19 protein-coding genes are annotated in these 16879 nt (G+C 70.7%); 10 read left to right on the top strand and 9 right to left on the bottom strand.

The window, feature by feature from the left end; genetic code table 11:
- Positions 1-200 precede the first annotated feature (200 nt).
- From ACWCSV_RS00955 to ACWCSV_RS00975, 5 genes are all read right to left on the bottom strand, one after another.
- Entirely contained in the window at positions 201-569 is a 369-nt protein-coding gene (locus ACWCSV_RS00955; protein ID WP_451137751.1) for a YbjQ family protein, read from the bottom strand.
- Between the two features lie 146 nt (positions 570-715).
- Positions 716-1075 carry a hypothetical protein gene (locus ACWCSV_RS00960; RefSeq protein WP_451137752.1) on the bottom strand — a complete coding sequence of 120 codons (360 nt, stop codon included), beginning with the start codon at positions 1073-1075 and terminating at the stop codon, positions 716-718.
- An 88-nt stretch (positions 1076-1163) separates the two neighbouring features.
- On the bottom strand, positions 1164-2192 hold the full coding sequence (locus tag ACWCSV_RS00965; RefSeq protein WP_451137753.1) for an NlpC/P60 family protein: 1029 nt from the start codon (positions 2190-2192) through the stop codon (positions 1164-1166).
- A 317-nt stretch (positions 2193-2509) separates the two neighbouring features.
- On the bottom strand, positions 2510-2791 hold the full coding sequence (locus ACWCSV_RS00970; protein ID WP_451137754.1) for a hypothetical protein: 282 nt from the start codon (positions 2789-2791) through the stop codon (positions 2510-2512).
- Positions 2792-2985: 194 nt separating this feature from the next.
- A complete protein-coding gene (locus tag ACWCSV_RS00975; RefSeq protein ID WP_451137755.1) occupies positions 2986-3909 on the bottom strand; it encodes an NmrA family NAD(P)-binding protein in 924 nt (307 codons plus the stop codon).
- A gap of 104 nt (positions 3910-4013) precedes the next feature.
- On the opposite strand from ACWCSV_RS00975, the gene ACWCSV_RS00980 reads away from it, so the two are divergent.
- Together ACWCSV_RS00980 and ACWCSV_RS00985 are read left to right on the top strand one after the other, a co-directional pair.
- Positions 4014-4577 carry a TetR/AcrR family transcriptional regulator gene (locus ACWCSV_RS00980; RefSeq protein WP_451137756.1) on the top strand — a complete coding sequence of 188 codons (564 nt, stop codon included), beginning with the start codon at positions 4014-4016 and terminating at the stop codon, positions 4575-4577.
- 249 nt (positions 4578-4826) lie between these two features.
- Positions 4827-5036, top strand: coding sequence for a hypothetical protein (locus ACWCSV_RS00985; RefSeq protein WP_451137757.1), 210 nt, complete (start codon positions 4827-4829; stop codon positions 5034-5036).
- A 303-nt stretch (positions 5037-5339) separates the two neighbouring features.
- Here ACWCSV_RS00985 and ACWCSV_RS00990 read toward each other — a convergent pair whose 3' ends face one another.
- Positions 5340-6101: an SGNH/GDSL hydrolase family protein gene (locus ACWCSV_RS00990; protein WP_451137964.1), complete on the bottom strand. Its 762-nt coding sequence runs from the start codon at positions 6099-6101 to the stop codon at positions 5340-5342.
- Positions 6102-6110: 9 nt separating this feature from the next.
- Positions 6111-6314 (bottom strand): hypothetical protein, encoded by a 204-nt coding sequence (locus ACWCSV_RS00995; protein ID WP_451137758.1) that lies wholly within the window; start codon positions 6312-6314, stop codon positions 6111-6113.
- Between the two features lie 408 nt (positions 6315-6722).
- Here ACWCSV_RS00995 and ACWCSV_RS01000 point away from each other — a divergent pair, with 408 nt between their 5' ends.
- From ACWCSV_RS01000 to ACWCSV_RS01020, 5 genes are all read left to right on the top strand, one after another.
- Complete coding sequence (locus tag ACWCSV_RS01000; RefSeq protein WP_451137759.1) at positions 6723-6935, top strand: EF-hand domain-containing protein; 213 nt, start codon at positions 6723-6725, stop codon at positions 6933-6935.
- Positions 6936-7319: 384 nt separating this feature from the next.
- Positions 7320-7559 (top strand): superinfection immunity protein, encoded by a 240-nt coding sequence (locus tag ACWCSV_RS01005; RefSeq protein WP_451137760.1) that lies wholly within the window; start codon positions 7320-7322, stop codon positions 7557-7559.
- Positions 7560-7617: 58 nt separating this feature from the next.
- The gene (locus ACWCSV_RS01010; protein ID WP_451137761.1) at positions 7618-7863 is read left to right on the top strand and encodes a hypothetical protein; all 246 of its coding nucleotides are present in this window, start codon (positions 7618-7620) and stop codon (positions 7861-7863) included.
- A 344-nt stretch (positions 7864-8207) separates the two neighbouring features.
- Entirely contained in the window at positions 8208-9641 is a 1434-nt protein-coding gene (locus ACWCSV_RS01015) for a hypothetical protein (protein ID WP_451137762.1), read from the top strand.
- A 300-nt stretch (positions 9642-9941) separates the two neighbouring features.
- A complete protein-coding gene (locus ACWCSV_RS01020; protein WP_390959721.1) occupies positions 9942-10583 on the top strand; it encodes a TetR/AcrR family transcriptional regulator in 642 nt (213 codons plus the stop codon).
- Positions 10584-10838: 255 nt separating this feature from the next.
- On the opposite strand, the gene ACWCSV_RS01025 is transcribed toward ACWCSV_RS01020, so the two are convergent.
- Positions 10839-11639, bottom strand: a complete 801-nt coding sequence (locus ACWCSV_RS01025; RefSeq protein ID WP_451137763.1) for a GDSL-type esterase/lipase family protein — start codon at positions 11637-11639, stop codon at positions 10839-10841.
- 108 nt (positions 11640-11747) lie between these two features.
- On the opposite strand from ACWCSV_RS01025, the gene ACWCSV_RS01030 reads away from it, so the two are divergent.
- The 3 genes from ACWCSV_RS01030 to ACWCSV_RS01040 all read left to right on the top strand — a co-directional run bounded on the left by ACWCSV_RS01030 (position 11748) and on the right by ACWCSV_RS01040 (position 14531).
- A complete protein-coding gene (locus ACWCSV_RS01030) occupies positions 11748-12803 on the top strand; it encodes a WD40 repeat domain-containing protein (RefSeq protein ID WP_451137764.1) in 1056 nt (351 codons plus the stop codon).
- Between the two features lie 195 nt (positions 12804-12998).
- Positions 12999-13886 carry a septum formation family protein gene (locus tag ACWCSV_RS01035; protein WP_451137765.1) on the top strand — a complete coding sequence of 296 codons (888 nt, stop codon included), beginning with the start codon at positions 12999-13001 and terminating at the stop codon, positions 13884-13886.
- 282 nt (positions 13887-14168) lie between these two features.
- A complete protein-coding gene (locus ACWCSV_RS01040) occupies positions 14169-14531 on the top strand; it encodes a hypothetical protein (RefSeq protein WP_451137766.1) in 363 nt (120 codons plus the stop codon).
- A 296-nt stretch (positions 14532-14827) separates the two neighbouring features.
- On the opposite strand, the gene ACWCSV_RS01045 is transcribed toward ACWCSV_RS01040, so the two are convergent.
- On the bottom strand, positions 14828-16879 hold the full coding sequence (locus ACWCSV_RS01045; protein ID WP_451137767.1) for a HelD family protein: 2052 nt from the start codon (positions 16877-16879) through the stop codon (positions 14828-14830).

Consider the following 16879-nt stretch of genomic DNA (forward strand, 5'->3'; position numbering starts at 1 on the left):
TGCGCGGCGGCCCGGCCGTGGAACGCGCCCTCGTTCCGGGTCCTCGACCGGCTCGGCTTCGTCCGCGACCGCACCACGACGGACGGCCGGGGCGAACTGGTCCGGCTCGTGCGGCGGATGCGGCCCGAGGATCGCGGAGAGTGAACCGCGAACGGCGGGACGCGGCTACCGCGTCCCGCCGTTCGCGCTCCCGGAGGGTGTCAGGCCTTCGGGGCGATGACCGCGGCCGTCCCGTAGGCGCAGACCTCGGTGCCGATGTCCGCGGCCGACGTGACGTCGAAGCGCATCGCGAGCACGGCGTTGGCGCCCCTCGCCCGGGTTGCCTCGATGAGGCGCTCCATGGCCTCGTTGCGGGTCTGCGACAGGGTCTTGGTCAGGCCCTTCAGCTCACCGCCGATCACGGACTTCAGGCCGGCGCCCAGCTGGGAGCCGATGTTGCGGGAGCGCACGGTGAGGCCGAACACCTCGCCGATCACCTGCTTCACCTCGTAGCCGGGGACGTCGTTGGTGGTCACGACCAGGACGTCCGAGCCCTCGGCCTGGCCGCCGGTGTAGTCATCCATGGGCATGCGATTCGCCTCACGTCGAAGTGCGATGGGGTTGCGTTGAAGCACTCACGCATCAACTCGGCGACTCGCACGTCCAGTTGGCTGCGACGGGCCACCGTTGGTCTCGTGGTCCGTGTACCCGGCGCGCACGGCCTGACGCACCGCGCTCAGGCGGGTATCCAGGCCGGCCACCAGCCCGGCACGTCGTCCGCGCAGTACGGCGCCGGGTAGTCGTCCGGCATCCCCAGCCAGGTGACCGCGAACCAGACCAGGAAGAGGGTGGCGGCCGCGCCCGCCGCTACCGCCCACCCGCCGTGGAAGCTCCGTCCCAGCAACCCGTACGGCAGCACCCAGCACAGGGCGCCGAGTATCCAGAGCGGGACGAAGAGGGCGACCAGCGTGAGGGAGTTCGCGTTCGAGCCCACGCCGACGTCGCAGGTGGTCCAGGCCCTGCCGATCAGGACGCAGGCGAGGGCGGCGGAGAGGAGGCCGCACACCGCGCCTACGCCGCAGCCTCTGCCCCACATGTCCGCCCCCGGCGTGTGCGTTCCGTGTGCGCGGGCGTACGCGAGGACCCGCGTCCCTGGCGCGAGGGAGGGAGATCCTGCGGAGTGATCAGATGCGCACCGCGCCGTAGAAGCTGCCGATGGTGCTCATCGACTCGTAACGGACGTAGGCGCCCGGGTAGGGGGCGTGCAGCACCTGGCCGCCACCGGCGTACAGGCCGACGTGCGAGTTGCCGTTGAAGAAGACCAGGTCGCCGGGCTTCAGCGCGCTCTGCGAGACGTGGGTGCCCTGGTTGAACTGGGTGTACGTGGTGCGGGTGATCTCGACACCGGCCTGGTGGTACGCCCACTGGGTCAGGCCCGAGCAGTCGAACGAGTTGGGGCCCGTGGTGACGGAGTGCGAGTACGGCATCCCGATCCGGGTGGCGGCGGCCGACAGAGCGGCGGATCCGACAGCGGACCCGGGCAGCTCGTTGCCGAGGTCGACCCGGGCGCCGGCGCCGCGGCTGGCGCGCTGCTCCTGCTGGGCGAGCTGGGCGCGTTCGGCCGCGGTGAGGGTGTTCAGCAGGTGCTGGGCGGCGGCGAGTTTGGCCTGCGACGCCTTCTTGCTCTTGCCGAGCGCCTCGCGGACCTCGGCGAGTTCACCGAGCTTGTCCTGGGCCTCCTTGCGCTCCTGCGCGAGGGTGCGCTGCTTGGCCTGGATCTTCTCCAGCGATTCGGCCTGCTTCGCGGTGAGGCTGTCCAGCGCCGAGGCCTGGTCGAGGAAGCTGTCGGGGTCCGAGGAGAAGAAGAGCTGTACGGAGGGGTCGATGCCGCCGGAGCGGTACTGCGCGGTGGCGAGCGAACCCAGATCGCTGCGCAGGGCGTTCAGCTCGTCCTGCTCGCGCGCGACCTTGTCCTGGATCGCGTCGACTTCCTTCTTGAGCTTGTCCTGCTGCTCCTTGGCCCCGTTGTACTTCTCGCTGGCCTTCTCGGCCTCCGAGTAGAGCTTGTCGACCTTCGCCTTGACCTCGCTCTTGGTCGGCTTCGGGTCGGCGTGGGCCGCCTGGGAGGTCAGGGCGACAGCGGCGGCCGCGGTGGCGGTGAGCACGGTCACGCGGGCACGGCTCGGCGGTTTGGGACGGCGGTGGGACGCCACGGAGCGCGCTCCTTCTCATCGAGCCGCCCGCCGGGGTGCTGGGAGCTGAATCCCTGGCTCCCGGCACGTCACGGAGACGACGGCGTCTTCGCTTTCACCCGGATGGGTAGTTGATCGCGCGAAGGTTCGAGCCCTGACTTTAGTGACCATCCTGTGATCGGAGCAATCTCCACCGGGGGAATAGCGGCGCTCGGCGGGTTTCTTTACTCACAACACACGGCGTGTAACGGCAACTTGACGTTCAGCGTCCGCCGGGACGAGGTTTTCACGCCATGCGCACACCCAGGCGCCCCCGCGCATTTCCCCGCCCCCACGCGTCAGGACTCGTGCCGGGTGAACTCCGGTACGCCGTCGAGCGATCCCGGATCATCGAGGGGCCACGCCGGGAAGCCCTCCGGCGCGCGGACTCTGGAGACCGAGATCCCGTGGAGGCAGGCGTCGCACCAGAAGAGCACGTAGCCGATGCGAGTGCCGGGTTCGACGAGGTACCTGGCGACGAGGCGCATCCGGCCGCAGTCCGGACACCCGCCGGGACCGGCGCCGTCCGGCCGGTCGGCCGCTTTCCCCAGGGCTCGTAGCCATGCCGCGCGTCCGGCCATGATCCGTCCACCTCTCGCCGCGTCGCCGGCCACCCTCGGCCGGGCAGGGCGGCAGGGGTGTCCCCGTGCCCGGCCGTGCGACGGACCGAGACCGTCCGGTGCCCGATGGGCCGGCCCTGGCTCGCTCGCACCAGCCTGGTCCTCGTAGTAAAGCCGGTGGCCGAACCGTTTTGGTTCGGATCACACCTCCCCGCTCAGGCGGAGGCCCGCAGGTGTTCGTGCGCCCACTCCTCGAAGCTGGTCACGTCGATGCCCAGCGCACGAGCGAACCGTGGGCGGGCGGGCTGGCCGACGACATCCACGAACTCGTGCGTGGCGCCCATGTCTCCCATTCCGGCAGCGCGGGCCTGCTCCTCGGTCATGTCCGGGGCTGTCAGCGGGACGCCCAGGGCGTGGGAGAGGGTTGCGGCGATTTCGGTCATGGTCAGGTAGTCGCCGGCGAGCTCCAGTTCCACCCGGTGGAACTCGGCGGGGGCGGACATGGCCGCCGCCGCGGCTCGGCCTACGTCCTTGGCCGCCACGAGCGCCAGGTGTGTGCTCGGCCTGACGACGGTGACCAGACCCCCTTCGATGCCGCGGGGGAAGTAGAACCGCATGGACGGCTCGAAGTTCTCCATGAAGAACGACGGCTTGAGCAACGTCCAGTAGGGGAAGTCGAGTTCGCGCAGCCGGTGCTGGATCGCAGCCTTCGTGCCGAGCGGCGCCTCCATCACCGCCCACCGTCCTTCGGCCCAGCCCGGGGCGTCGACGTGCTGCCCCACGCCGCTGGTGGAGGACTGGACGAACTGCTCCACGCCGGCGGCCCGCGCCGTCGTCATGAGGTTGTCCGCCTGTCTGACCTCGCCCGCGAAGTCGAAGCCCCGCTCGGTGTACGCGGGCATCTGCACGGAGAAGACGGCGCGCACGCCGTCCACGGCCGCCTCCAGGGTCGCGGGTTCGGTGAGATCGCCTACGAACAGGTCGGCGCCGAGTTCTTCGACGGCCCGTGCGCGCGCCGTGTCCGGGTCGCGCACCAGGGCGCGCACCGGTGTTCCTTGCGCGAGCAGGGCGCGGGCGGTGGCGCCGCCTTGGCGGCCGGTGGCACCCGCGACGAGAACCGGCTTTGCGGCAGTGGTCATGTGTACATCTCCTCGGAGCTCACGCACACCAAAACGGCGGGGCCCGCCGTTTCGTGTCCGCTACGATACGGCGGGGCCCGCCGCTTATCAATGTTGGGGAGACCATGACCGGCCAGCGTTCGGACGCCCGCCGTAACTACACGCACATCCTCGCCGTGGCCGAGGCCGAGGTGGCGGCCCGGGGGGCCCAGGCATCCCTGGAGCAGATCGCCCGCACGGCAGGCGTCGGATCGGCCACCGTGCGGCGCCACTTCCCCACCCGCAAAGCCCTCCTCGAAGCGGTCTTCAAGCAGCGTGTCCACGACCTCTGCGACCGTGCGCACGCGCTCTGCGGCGAGGACGACAGCCGCTCCGCACTGGTGGAGTGGCTGCGCGAGCTGCTCGCCTACTCACTCGCCGCACGCGGACTGGCTGACGTCCTCTCCTACGAGCCCCTCCAGGACGAGGCCGGCCAGGACTCCTGTGCCCTGACCATCGGCGCGGCCGGTGCCCTGCTGCTGCGCAGGGCCGTGGACGACCAGGTCGTCCGGGCGGACGTCACCATCGACGATCTGCTCGTACTGATCGTCGGGATCGCCCTGGCCACCGAGAACTACACCGACCCGGCGGAGCAGGCGGACCGCGCCTTCCGGCTCGCCGTCGCGGGCTTCGGCGTCGACGGCACCTGAGCGCGCACTCCGGTACGACCGCCACGCCCTGGGCCCCACGCGTCGGCCGGCCCGTGCCGGCGTTCCCGTGCCGGCGCCCCGTGCCGACGCTCCCCGTCCCGGACGGCGCGGGTCTTGTTGAGGGCAACCGGATCGGCCTGAGGCGTCGGTACGTCCGCGCGGCCGGATCGGTCTGAGGCGCCGGTACGTCCGCGCAACCGATCCGTTCCCTCCTGCGTGGTGTCGTTCATGGCATCGAGTGGAAGCACGATGGGCGAGGAACCGAGCTGGGCGGAGCTCTTGTTCACGTTCGCGCTGACGGCTGTCGTCCCCGTCGTCGTCGGCCTGGCGGTGATCTGCTCCCTCGTGGGACTGACGCTGTGGGTGAAAGCGCGGCTGGTGTTTCGCGGGGCCCCGGGACGGACGGGACAGGGCCAGGATTCGCCTTCCACGCGTGAAGAGCGGGAAGAGGTGCGGTGATCGGGCGGCCGGTTCCCCTCGTGCGTGTTCGCCGCACGAGGGCGGCGATCGGTATGCGCGTGCTGGCGAAGACAGCTGAGGGCGACGTGCTGTCGAGGCGCGTCGTGCGGTCGAGTCGCGTCGTGGATGCGGCGGTGGGGGCCGCTGTGGCCGGTGCCGGTGGTCGTACCGGGTGTCGGCCGGGGGCGCCCGTTTTCTGGGTCCGTTCTCACCCGTACGGTGTGAGCGGGGCGGCACATCGTCCTCGTACGGCGCGTGTGGGGACGATGTGCCGCAGGGCCTGACGCGGGCGTGGAGTGCGGGTCAGTCCGTCGGGGCGACGGCGTTCAGGATCGCCGAGGTGACATGGTCTGCGGCGTTCTCGTGACCCTTGGCGTTGGGGTGCACGAGAGCAGGGCGGTCCTGCTCGTCGAAGACGCCCTCGACCCACTTTCCGGCATCACAGGCGCTGTGCTTCTCGGAGGAGTCGTAGAGGTTGACGAAGGAGGCCGAGTCGTGTGAGTCGGCAGACTTCTCGATCGTCCTGTTGAGGGGTTCCAGGACGTCCTGGCGCAGCCAGTCCAGGTCACCGGCGGTGATCGAGACGAACTGGTGCAGGTTGTTGTACAGGCACTTGGACGTGTCCTTGGGGATGATCGTGGGGTAGCCGACGGCCAGGATCTTGGCGTGCGGGCCCTTCTCGTGGAGCTCGGCGAGCATCTCGCCGTACTCCTTGCCCACCTTGGTCAGCCTGGCGGGGATCGAGGCGGCCAGTTCGTCCTTGCACGGGGTGCCCACGCCGCCGGTTCCGTGGCCCAGTTCAAGGCACTTGAAGAGGATGTCGCCGAACCCGAGGGTATTGCCGCCCACGCCGACGGTGATCACGTCGGTGCCGGACTTGACCGCCTCGGACTGGGGAGGCACCGGATCAAAGGGGGCCTCCGGGTCGGGGGAGCCCGGAATGCCATGACCGATCGGCACCTGTGCCCTGAAGGTGACGTCCTCGATCGTGGCGGCGCCGCAGCTGACATTGGTCAGTTCGAAGAGTGCGCCGAGGTCCCGCTCGATGCGCTGGGGGTAGGACAGGTCGGTGCGCTAGCAGCCGTCGCGGGGGAATTCGAATACGTCGCCCGAGGCCTTGATGACACCGGCGGTGTAGGAGTCGCCGAGAGCCACCCAGTCGTAGTCCGCCGCGGCGGTGGCGGACTGCGCGCCGACGAGCTGGGTGGGGACAAGAGCGCTCGCGGCGAGGGCCGCGGCCGAGGCGAGCAGCGCCGGACGGGTACGGAAGCGTGCCATGAATTCTCCAGTGAGGGGGTGCTGGTAGCGCGCCGACCGTATGCGAGAGGTCACGCTCCGCACCAGATTGATCACGCGGGGTTCACTCGGGAGTAGGTCATCCGCACACCGCCTTGCCGTTCCGTCATCGTCGGGTGGTCCTACGAACGGACCCGAGTCGGACCGGAAGGGGCCCGGGGGCTCCCGGCTGGACGGGTGTTGCCCGGGAAGCTCCGGGGCGGGCGCACCGCTTCGGCGCCGAACCGCTGGACCGTGCGGGCGCATCCCCAGCGGTCGGATGTCGTTGGGCCGGGTGCGCGCACAGCGCGTGACTCGCCAGACCTTCCCCACGAGGCTGTGCGTCGGCCCCGCTGGACGTCGCAGGCGTTACGGGCCCGGCCCCCTCATTCACGAATTCAGGAGAGAACCATGACCAAGCTGACCGAGGCCCAGGCCGAGGCCACATTCGCGAAGATCGACGCGGACGGGAGCGGAGAGATCCGCCTGAAGGAGCTGCGGGACTACGACAACGCCGATGGTGTCCTTGACGACGTGAAGCTCGCCGACTTCGTGCGCGGGGCCGACACCGACGGCAACAGGCGCATCACCCTTGCCGAGTTCAAGACGTACTTCGTCGCCTGACCCGACACTGTCGCACCGGGGGGCCGGTGGGGGCTGGGGGGCGGGGCCGGCCGGTCGACACCGGGCCCGGCTCATGTCCCTCTCCGGCCTCGACCGGGAACGGCCCGCAGCCAGGAAGCGTGCTCCCCGCGCCAACGGGACCGGGCCCGGCGGGGACGCGCCCCTGCGCCCGCCGGGCCGGGTCCGCCCGGAAGGAGTCGCCACCGAGCCTGGCCGCCGACGTTTCGGGCCCCCTCGACCGGCACGGCCGGAGCACCGTCCGGCCGGCCGTACCGATCACCGGCCGGCCAATCCTGCGCGGCACGGGAACTGCCCGTCGGGGAAGGTCGGTAGGGCTCCCTGCCGCCGGGTGGGGCGGCCCCACGGCGGCTATAGGGTCATCCGATGCTTTCAGACATGGGCTTCTACGAGCTGCTCGTCATGGTGGCGTTCTCGCTGCTCTTCCTGGCCGTGCCGTCATTCGTCGCCTACAACCGGCGGGTTCAACGCCTGCGGCTGGTCATCCTGGTCAATCTGCTGGGCGCCTGCACCGGTGTCTTCTGGTTCGTGGCCCTGTACATGGCGTTGAGGATGCGCCCCGTATCCACCCCTGAGCCGCTCTCGCGCGGTCGGGTTGCCGACTGAATCCACGCCACCGGTCGACCGGGTTGCCGTGCCGCGAGCGCTCGGCGATGCTGGGCCGATGCCGGGACAGGCGAAGAGGAAGCGGCGGCTGGAGGCCGAGAGGCGGCGTACGGCTGCCCGTACCGCGCCCGAGGCGGGGCGGTGGGACCTCGTGCTGGAGACCTCGGACCGGGCGGAGTTGAGGTCCCACCTGTGCCGCCTCCGGGAGGCGGGGGTGGACGAGGCGTTGATCCGGATCGACCATCTGTGCGGGCGCCTGGAGCAGGAGAGCTTCTACCGGTTGAGCCGGTTCGTGGACCGCTGATTCCGGTCGCGGAGAGGCGTGACCGGGTCGGGATGTGCGCGGCATGGCCCGTTCGGCGGGTGGCGTGCCGTCTTGCGCGGGGGGTGGCGCGAAGTCCGTGATCACGCGCAGGGGTTGTTCTTGCCGAAACCTGGACAAGCATGCCCACGGCGTGATGTACGGTGATCGCGTCATCACGCTCCGTGCGCCAGTGTGCGCGTGGAGCGGCCCCCGGAGGTGCTGTCACACCGCACCGAGGGCCTTCACCACGAGTGGATGAGGAGTCCACAGGGATGCTTTGGCATGCTATCTCGCCGGTGTCGGCCACCGGGCGGCGTTCGGGCGGGCTGGTCGGCTCGCGTCGGATGAACAGTGACGCGAAGATCATCATCTTGTACATGGAGAGCCTCTCGGGCGTGCAACGGCCGCGGGCGTCGGGTCCGTTGTGGGACTTCGCGCGGGATGCGGGCATCGAGCCCGGGCCGTACCAGAGGGCCAGGAAGTTCCTGAAGCGTGAGGGCTATCTCCACGAGTGGCGGTACCGGCGCACGGGCGGCCGGTGGGCCACGGCGCAGATCCTGTCGAACGCGCCGAGTACGCGGCAGCGGGCGGAGGAGTACTGGGAGCGCCGCGGGGAGTATGCGGACCTGGACGGCGGGGAGTTGGCCGAGAGCTCCGGCCACTATGTGGACGTCGCATCGCCGCAGGTCGCGCCGGATGACCACTTTCCGGCGACCGGAGTTCCGGGTTCCCCGTCGGTCGGTGATTCCCTACCTCACGTAAAAACTCTGGGGAACTCATACCCCCTCCCTACCAGGCCTGTTCGCGAATCGAAAACTGAACGAAAGTCGTTCGGGCGGAAGTTCGGGAAAGTCTCGCAATTCGCCGAGGAGGAAGGCGAAGGCTTCTGGGCGGAGCCGCCGGAGTGGCTGAACGACCTGGAGTCGGAGATGCCGGAGAGGGAAGGGAAACAGGGCGAGCCGGCGGGAAGGGGCGAGCGGGGGTTGGGGGCCGCCTCGGTGCCGGTCCCTGTACGGCCTGCGTCCGAACCGGTGGCGCCCGTGCCCGTGCCTGTACGCGTACCGGTGGCGTCCGCACCCGTACACGAGCCCGCGCAGGCGGCGGAACCGGAGCCGGAGCGGAAGCCACAGCCGAAACCGGTGGAGGAGTGGGGCGCCGAGGAGGTCGCGGCGGAACGGGTGCTGTTGTCGTTGGGGCGGGTGTCGGGTCAGTTGCGTCTGGGGGTGCAGGAGGCGCGGCAGATGGTCGATCTCGCGGCGGAGTGGATGCGGCGGGGTGTGTCGGCGGCCGAGCTGAAGCGGGCGCTGGTGACGTTGCTGCCGGAGGCCGGAGTGCACTCGCCGCCGGGGTTCGTACGGAAGCGGCTGGTGATCAAGATGCCCGCTCCGCTTGAGTACTTCGCTGCCGGGACGGGTGCGGTGGCCGTGGACGCGTCGCGTCCCCAGGGGGTGCGTCCCCAGGATGTGCGTCCCCAGGGTGTGGATGAGGAACCGCCGTACGTGCCTCCGTTGCCCCTCGTGACCTGTGAGGGGCCGGGTGACGAGCATGTGTTCCGGGCGGGGTCCGGAGAGGTGTTGTGCGGCCAGTGCCGGTCGGCGGAGGCGTGGGCGGCGTGGGCGGCCCACCGGGAGGCGGCCGCTCGGGCCCGGGGTGAGGACGGCTTGGCAGGGGACGGCAAGGGCGGTTGGCGTGATGTCCTCGCCGGTGCCGTAGCCCCGCCCGGTACGGAACACGATCCGGCCGAGGAGGCCGGGGACTGCGCCGCACATGAGTGGTGAGACCGCGCGCGACGACTCGCCCGGCCGCGCCGTGGGCGACGTTTGGAGCGTGTCACTCGTCCGAGTGGGTTGGCTGCAATTTCCGTGCAGGCCTTCGAATTCGCCCGCGATACAAGGCGGGTTGGGCGGGTTCTTTCGCACGGCGTTTCGTACGTCAACGCTTCCGCGTTCGAAAGCTGCATGGGTGGCAGAGTGTGGCGTTTCGCCCATCGGGCGTGTTGTGCGAGGACAATGACTCGGGCGGTTCGATAGCAGAGGCGACGACCTGACCTCTCCCGCGTTTCTGCCTAAGGAGGACCGGTGACGGACAGCTGGGGGACTCTGGGAACCGAGTCCGTGGACAGGATTCGTACACGGGAGCGCGCTCAACTGCTGGACGCGGCACGCGCGATGTTCGGCACGTACGGCTATGCGCAGACCACCGATGAGGAAGTCTGTGACAAAGCCGGAGTTCCGGTGTCGATGCTCTACGAGGAATACGGCTCGCTGGAAGGCCTGTTGATCGCCCTGCACGACTGGGTGACGACCAAGGGGCTGCGCGCCGCCGAGAACGCCATGATGGCCGAAGGCATGGACGAGTGCTCGATGGCCGAGCGCACGAGGGTCCTGTTCGACGCCTATGTGAAGGCGGTGACCGAGGACCCCCGCGAGGCCCGGGTGACCTTCGTCGAGGTGCTGGGAGTGAGCCGGGCCGTGGACGCGCACTGCAAGCGGTGGCGCGACGTGTGGGCGCACTGGCTGACCGGCGAGACCCAGCGCGCGGTGGCGCGGGGCGAGGCGGAGGAGGGCGATCACAAGGCGGACGTGCTCGTCATGGTCGGTACGGTCCACGAGCTCATGGCCCACCACACCCGGCGGTCCCGGCGGGCCCGTCCCGAAGAGGTCTCGCGCGAGCTGTGGGAGCTGGCGCTGTCCATGCTGGGCACGCAGCGCGCGGGCTGAACGGCCCTTACGGTGAGGCCCGTTGACGGACGGCCGGCACGAGGGAGACGCCTCGCGTACCGGCCGTCCGCGGTGTCCGGGCCTGCCGCGCTCCGGCCGGCGGGTACGGCTCGGCGCGCGTCGGCACAGTCGCCGGAATACAGGCCCCGCCTGCCAGGGCATGTCACCGGCAGGCGGGGGGCCGCAGATTATCAGTGGCATGCCCATGTTCCGTGGGCGGGGTGAAGGAACTGTGTGCGGGTCCGTCGGCAGGCCTCAGAGCGCGGGTTCGGGTACGAGCGTCCGTCCGGGTTCGGGTACGGCTGCCTCTCCGGGTCCGGGTACGCCTGCCTGCTCCGGCTCGGGCGTGTACCGGCCGCCGATCGACCACGCGCCGTGCAGCGCGTCCGCGAAGGCCGCGGCCAGTTTGTGCTCGCCGCTCGGTCCCGGGTGCGTGCCGTCGTACGTATCGGTGTGGATGTCGTAGCCGGACGGGTGCGCGGTCAGCAGCACCGGGGAACCGGACGTGGAGAGGTCCGCGACGGCCTCGGCGAGCAGGGCGTTGAAGCGTGCGCAGGCGTCGGCGAAAGGGGCGTCGGACTCGGCCCGGATGTTCGGGATGACCGGCAGCAGCACCAGCCTGACGTGCGGGTTCGCGGCGCGGGCGGCGGCGATGAAGGCGCGTGCGTTCGCTGCCGTCTGCTCGCTGTCGGTGTAGAACCCCAGGTCGATCAGACCGAGCGAGACGAGCAGCACGTCCGCGCGGGAGGTGCGTACCGCCTCCTCGATCACCGGCGCCATGTGCAGCCAGCCCTCGCCCCACCCGGACAGATGACGGCGGGCCGGGGCGGGGAAGGACGGGTCGGCGTACGCGGTGGAGACGGCGGCGTCCGCCTCCGCGTCGTAGAGCCCGGTGCGCGGGCCGACGATCGCGTATCCGCCCTCGCCGAGGGTCGCTTCGAGGTGCTGCCACATCCGGTGGCGCCAGGTGAAGTCGCCCGCCCGCCCGACGGTCATCGAGTCGCCGACGAAGAGGAAGCGCAGGGCGTCCGGCCGATCGGTTCCGTGACGGGTCATGCCCCACCGTCGCAGGGCGTGGAGTCGGCGGCGGCAGGCAGGGAACGCATGGCGTCATCATCCCCGATCCCGCATTCGGGCCGCACCGTGATGATGGACACTTGCGCCATGCGTGCCACTCTCACCGCCCTCGGTACCGCCGCCCTGCTGCTCCTCGCGGGGACCGTCCCGGCCCGGGCGGACGGCGGCGCCGACCAGACCTTCACCATCGAGGACCCGCGGATCACCGAGTCCAGCGGCCTCGCGGCGAGCCACATCCACCCCGGCGTCTACTGGACCCACAACGACAGCGACGACGGCCCCTACCTCTACGCCGTCGACTCCCGCACCGGCGAGACCGTCGCCACCGTCACCATGACCGGCGTGGGGCAGCCGCGCGACGTCGAGGCGATCTCCCTCGGCCCCGACGGGAACCTCTACGTCGGCGACATCGGCGACAACCTCAACGGCACCTGGGACCACGTCTGGATCTACCGCCTCCCCGAACCGAAGGTCCTGAAGGACGTCACGGTGCGCGCGACCCAGTTCGACGTGGTGTACGCGGACGGGGCCCGGGACGCCGAGGCGCTGATGGTCCACCCGAAGACCGGCCGGGTCTGGATCGCCTCCAAGAACCAGGCCGGCGGCGGCCTCTACGAGGGCCCGGAACACCTCTCCACCAGTGGGAACAACGTCTTCCGCCGGGTCGCCGAGGTGCCGTGGGTGACCGACGGCGCGTTCTCCCCGGACGGTACGCGGCTGGTGCTGCGCGGCTACCTCGGCGCCGACGCGTACACCTTCGACAACGGGAGGCTCGGCGACGAACGCGGTGTGGGCGCCGGGTTCCAGGGGCAGGCCGAGTCGGTCACGTACACGGCGGACGGTACGGCCCTGATGCTCGGCTCCGAGGGGGAACGCAGCGAGGTCCGGCGCCTGGAGGTCAAGGGCACCAACGCGGCCCAGGCCACGCCCGAACCGAGCGCGTCGGGCGGGGGCGCGGCCTCCTCCGGTGCGGCCTCCTCCGCGTCGGCCGGGGGGAAGGGCTCCGGAAGGGACGGCGGCGGCAGTGACGCTGGCGGCGGTGGGGGAGCCTTCGGGAAGGGAAGGGCACTGCTCGGGGGGCTCGTCGTGATCGGCGTGGTGTGGTTCGCGTTCGGGACGAATCGGCGGCGCACGGGCGGTTGACGGGCGGCTGACGGGGCGGAAGCCGGGGCGGAAGCCGGGGCGGGGCTCGGGCGTCGCTCGGGTGGGGTGAGCGAAAGGCGCCGTGTACCCGGGGCTGACGGATTGAAACCTTATTCCCACAGCGTTGTCACAGCCATGCCATACGATGCGCACATCAGTTCGCTTCTTTTACTCCCGCTTGAGGATTCACACGCCATGTCTCTCGGTGCCAAGTCCCGTCATGTCCGCGGTATAGCCGCCGTCGTCGCCCTTCTCGCCATCGGCGCGTCCGGATGCTCGGTCGCCGAGAGCGCCAAGGAGGGCATCAAGAAGGCCGCCCGGCAGAAGTCGGTCTTCGACCTCAAGGTCGGCGACTGCTACAACCCGAACACCGCACCCGCCGCCGACGGCGAGATGGCCGAGGAGTTCGCGATCGAGGTCGTGCCCTGCGCCGAGCCGCACGACGGCCAGGTCTACGGGGAGTTCAAGGTCGAGGACGGCGCCTACCCCGGTGACGACGCGATTGTCGAGGCCGCCGACACACGCTGCCCGGTCGAGGAGCAGAAGTTCGCCCCGGACACCTGGGCGATACCGGCCGGCGTCGCGGGCTCGTACTACCAGCCCACCAAGGAGTCGTGGAAGACCGGCGACCGCCTGGTGACCTGCACGTACACCAAGGACTCGGGCAAGATCACCACCGGCTCGCTGAAGAGCAAGCCGATGAACGCCGACCAGCTCGCCTACCTCAAGGGCTCCAGCGGCGTCTACACGGCATTCTGGGCCAACCAGCCCGAGTCGGACGAGGTCGCGGACGACCTCGCCGGTTACCAGGCACAGGCCGCCGCCGTCACCGCAGCGCTCGACACCCACCTCGCGTCGCTCAAGGGCCTCATGCAGCCGGAGACGGTCAAGCTGCGCGCGGAGCTCGAGAAGGCGAACGAGGCGTGGAAGCAGGCCGCGAAGGCCGCCGACGCCGACAGCTACTACGTCGCCCTCGACACCGCCTTCAAGGGCATCGACCCGAACAAGTCGGTCGCCGCCCGCAAGGAACTCGGCCTCTCCACCACCGTCCCGGCCGACGACGCGGACGTCTGGTCGAGCTGACGCCTGGCGGCCTGACGCAAGCCGCCTGACGCCTGGCGGCGCGGGCGTTCGGGTGGGCCGACGGCCGACGCTTGACGTCCGACTGCCCGGACGCAGCGCTGCGGGAGGGCCGGTGCCGGGGGTGCCGGCCCTCCCGCACATGCGGGGGAGGATGCGGGTGGACCGGTTGGCGGAGCGCAGGTTCGTTTCGCCGCCACCCGTACGAGTGAGGCGTGGATGCGGGGCTCTGCCCGCTGGGCAGAGAACGGCCGCGACAACCTCCCCCAGCAGAGAGACCCATCGATGCGTCTTCGCTCCGCCTTCCCCGCCGTTCTCGGCGCCGCCCTCCTCTTCGCGGCCGTCCCCACATCGGCCTCGGCCGCCGAGGGGCAGTTCCGGTACGACTACGTGACCGAAGAGGGATACGACGTCACCGGCTTCCTCAACAAGCCGCCCAACGGGGTGTGCATCAACCTCCCGGGCCTCGAGTCGGAGGACTCCGAGCCCGCCCACTCACCGAAGAACCGCACGGACACCGTGGCAACGGTCTACGCGGACGCCGACTGCGAGGGCGCCTCCTTCAGCCTCCGCCCGCACACCGGCGGGGGCACGGAGCGACTGAAGGTCCGGTCGGTCTCCTTCGGGCCGATTCCCGGCGAGGACTGACAGTGAGGATGTGTGGTGGCTTCTCCGCGGGGTCTGACTCACGGACCGACCGACATCAACTGGCGGTCCTTTAGCGGATATGTCGGCCCATGCGGGGAGCCACCGCACGCGACCGGACGGGCGCTCGTGACCTCATAGGAGCTTGGTCAAGAAGCCCCGCCACTGTCTTGTCCGCCCGCCCGGCCGGCGCGTGCCGCCGAGCCGCTGCCGCCCGGACCGGTACATGCCGCTCCGGGCAGCGCGGATCGTGGGCCGGCCACCGCCCGGTGCGCCCGGTGCGCTGGTGGGCCGAACCGTCAGCCGGGCTGGACGGTGATGGTGCAGAGCCGCTTGGTGGCCCGGGTCAGGGCCACGTACAAGTCCCGCTCCCCACCGGGGCGGGCCGTGATGATCTCCTCGGGGTTCACGACGACGACCCCGTCGAACTCCAGGCCGCGCGCCTCGGACGCCGGCACGACGCGTGCGTGGTGAGCGATGCCCCCGGCCGTCAGCTCGGCCACCCCGGTGTCCGCGCAGACCACTCCCAGCAGCTCGCCCGGGTGCGCGGCGCTCTGGGCGCGGAGTTCCCGGACGACGGCGGCGGCCAACCCGTCCGGAGACGTGGTCACGGTGCGCGGGCTCTCGCCGCTCCGCAGGGACCGGGTGGGCTTCTGGCCCGGAGCGATCCGCGTCAGCAGGTCCCGGACGCTCTCCAGGATCTCCTGCGTGGTGCGGTAACTGACGGTCAGGCTGTGCAGTTTGAACCGCGGTCCGACGTGCGGGCTCAACGCCTCCTTCCAGTCGCGTGCCGTGGCGACCGGGCCCGCCTGGGCGAAGTCGCCCACCAGCGTCATCGCCCGCGCCGGGCAGCGGCGGACGATCATCCGCCACTGCATGGCGGTCAGTTCCTGTGCCTCGTCGACGACGACATGCCCGTACGTCCGCTCCGGCGGGCCGTCCACCAGGCTCGCCGCCTCGTCCAGCAACGGCCCATCGGCCTCCGTCCACGGGGCGTCCGGACCGCGCAGCAGCAGGGAACGCTCCCGCGCGGTCAGCCGGGGCAGGTGCTCGGCGAGCGCGTCGGCGTCCGTCAGGAGCGCCTTCACGAGGTCACCCGGTACCAGCCGCGGCCACAACGCATCGAGGGCCCGGTCGAATCCGGCGTCGTCGAGGAGATCGGCCCGGAGGGCATCCAGGTCCAGCTCGTGCACCGGACCCGAGTCCGCCGCACCCTCGACGCGGTGCTGGGCGGCTCCCGTGAACCGGTCGAGGTCCAGGCCCGTCATCGCGACGGCATCCGCGTCGATCTGCTCCAGAAGGTCGCCCATGTCCCGCCGCATCGCGTCCGTGACGGCGTCGGCCAGGAGCTCCTTGAACACCTGGCGCGCGGGGTTGTGCCCGGGGACGGCCGCCCTGGCGGCGTCGCGGGCCGCGGCGACCTCCCCGCCGGAGAGGCGGACGAGTTCCTGCCCGACCCGCACGGTGAAGTCGCCGGCGGGGGCCTGGCGTACGAGCAGCAGACCGGCCAGGGCGTCGGCGAGGTCCGAACTGCCCTTGAGGCGAGCCGTGTCGAACAGGTCGGCCACGTCCGCGTCCGGGGTGCCCACCGCGTCCGTCGGCACCCCCGCCAGCTCCCGGCAGGTCGCCAGCACGACGTCGTTCTCCCCGAGCGACGGAAGAACCTGGGAGATGTAGTCGAGGAACCGGGCGTTCGGTCCCACCACCAGGACACCCTCCTCCGTGGCACGCGGGAACGCGTACAGGACGTAGGCCGCCCGGTGCAGGGCGACCACCGTCTTGCCGGTACCGGGCCCGCCCTGCACCACGGTCACCCCGCGGTGTGCGGAGCGGACGATCTCGTCCTGCTCGGACTGGAGCGTCGCGACGGCCGCGTGCATCCTGCCCGTACGCCGTGCCGACAGCGCCTCGGTCAACGGGCCGTCCCCCACCACGTCCTCGTCGGTCGGGTCGGTCCCGTCCAGCAGCTCGTCGCTCACCGAGACGACCGTGCGGTCCTCGACGCGCAGGTGCCGACGCCGCCGCAGGTCCATCGGGTGGACCGGAGTCGCCTCGTAGAAGGGCCGGGCCGCGTTCGCGCGCCAGTCCACGAGCAGCGGCAGGTCGTCCTCCTCCGTGTGCAGTCCGATCCGCCCGATGCGCAGGACCGTGCCGTCCGTCCAGTCGATGCGCCCGAAGACCAGCCCCTGTTCGGCGCTCTCCAGCCGGCCGATTTCCTTGGTCAGGCGTTCGGCGGCCATTTCCCTCTCGTACGCCTCACCGGCGCTTTCCGCCGGGGACTTCAGCACATTCGCCCGGTGTGCTCGTGCTTCGGAAATCCGTTCATTGAGCAACTCGTAGAGGGAGGACAC

The organism is Streptomyces sp. NPDC001770, assembly GCF_053596135.1.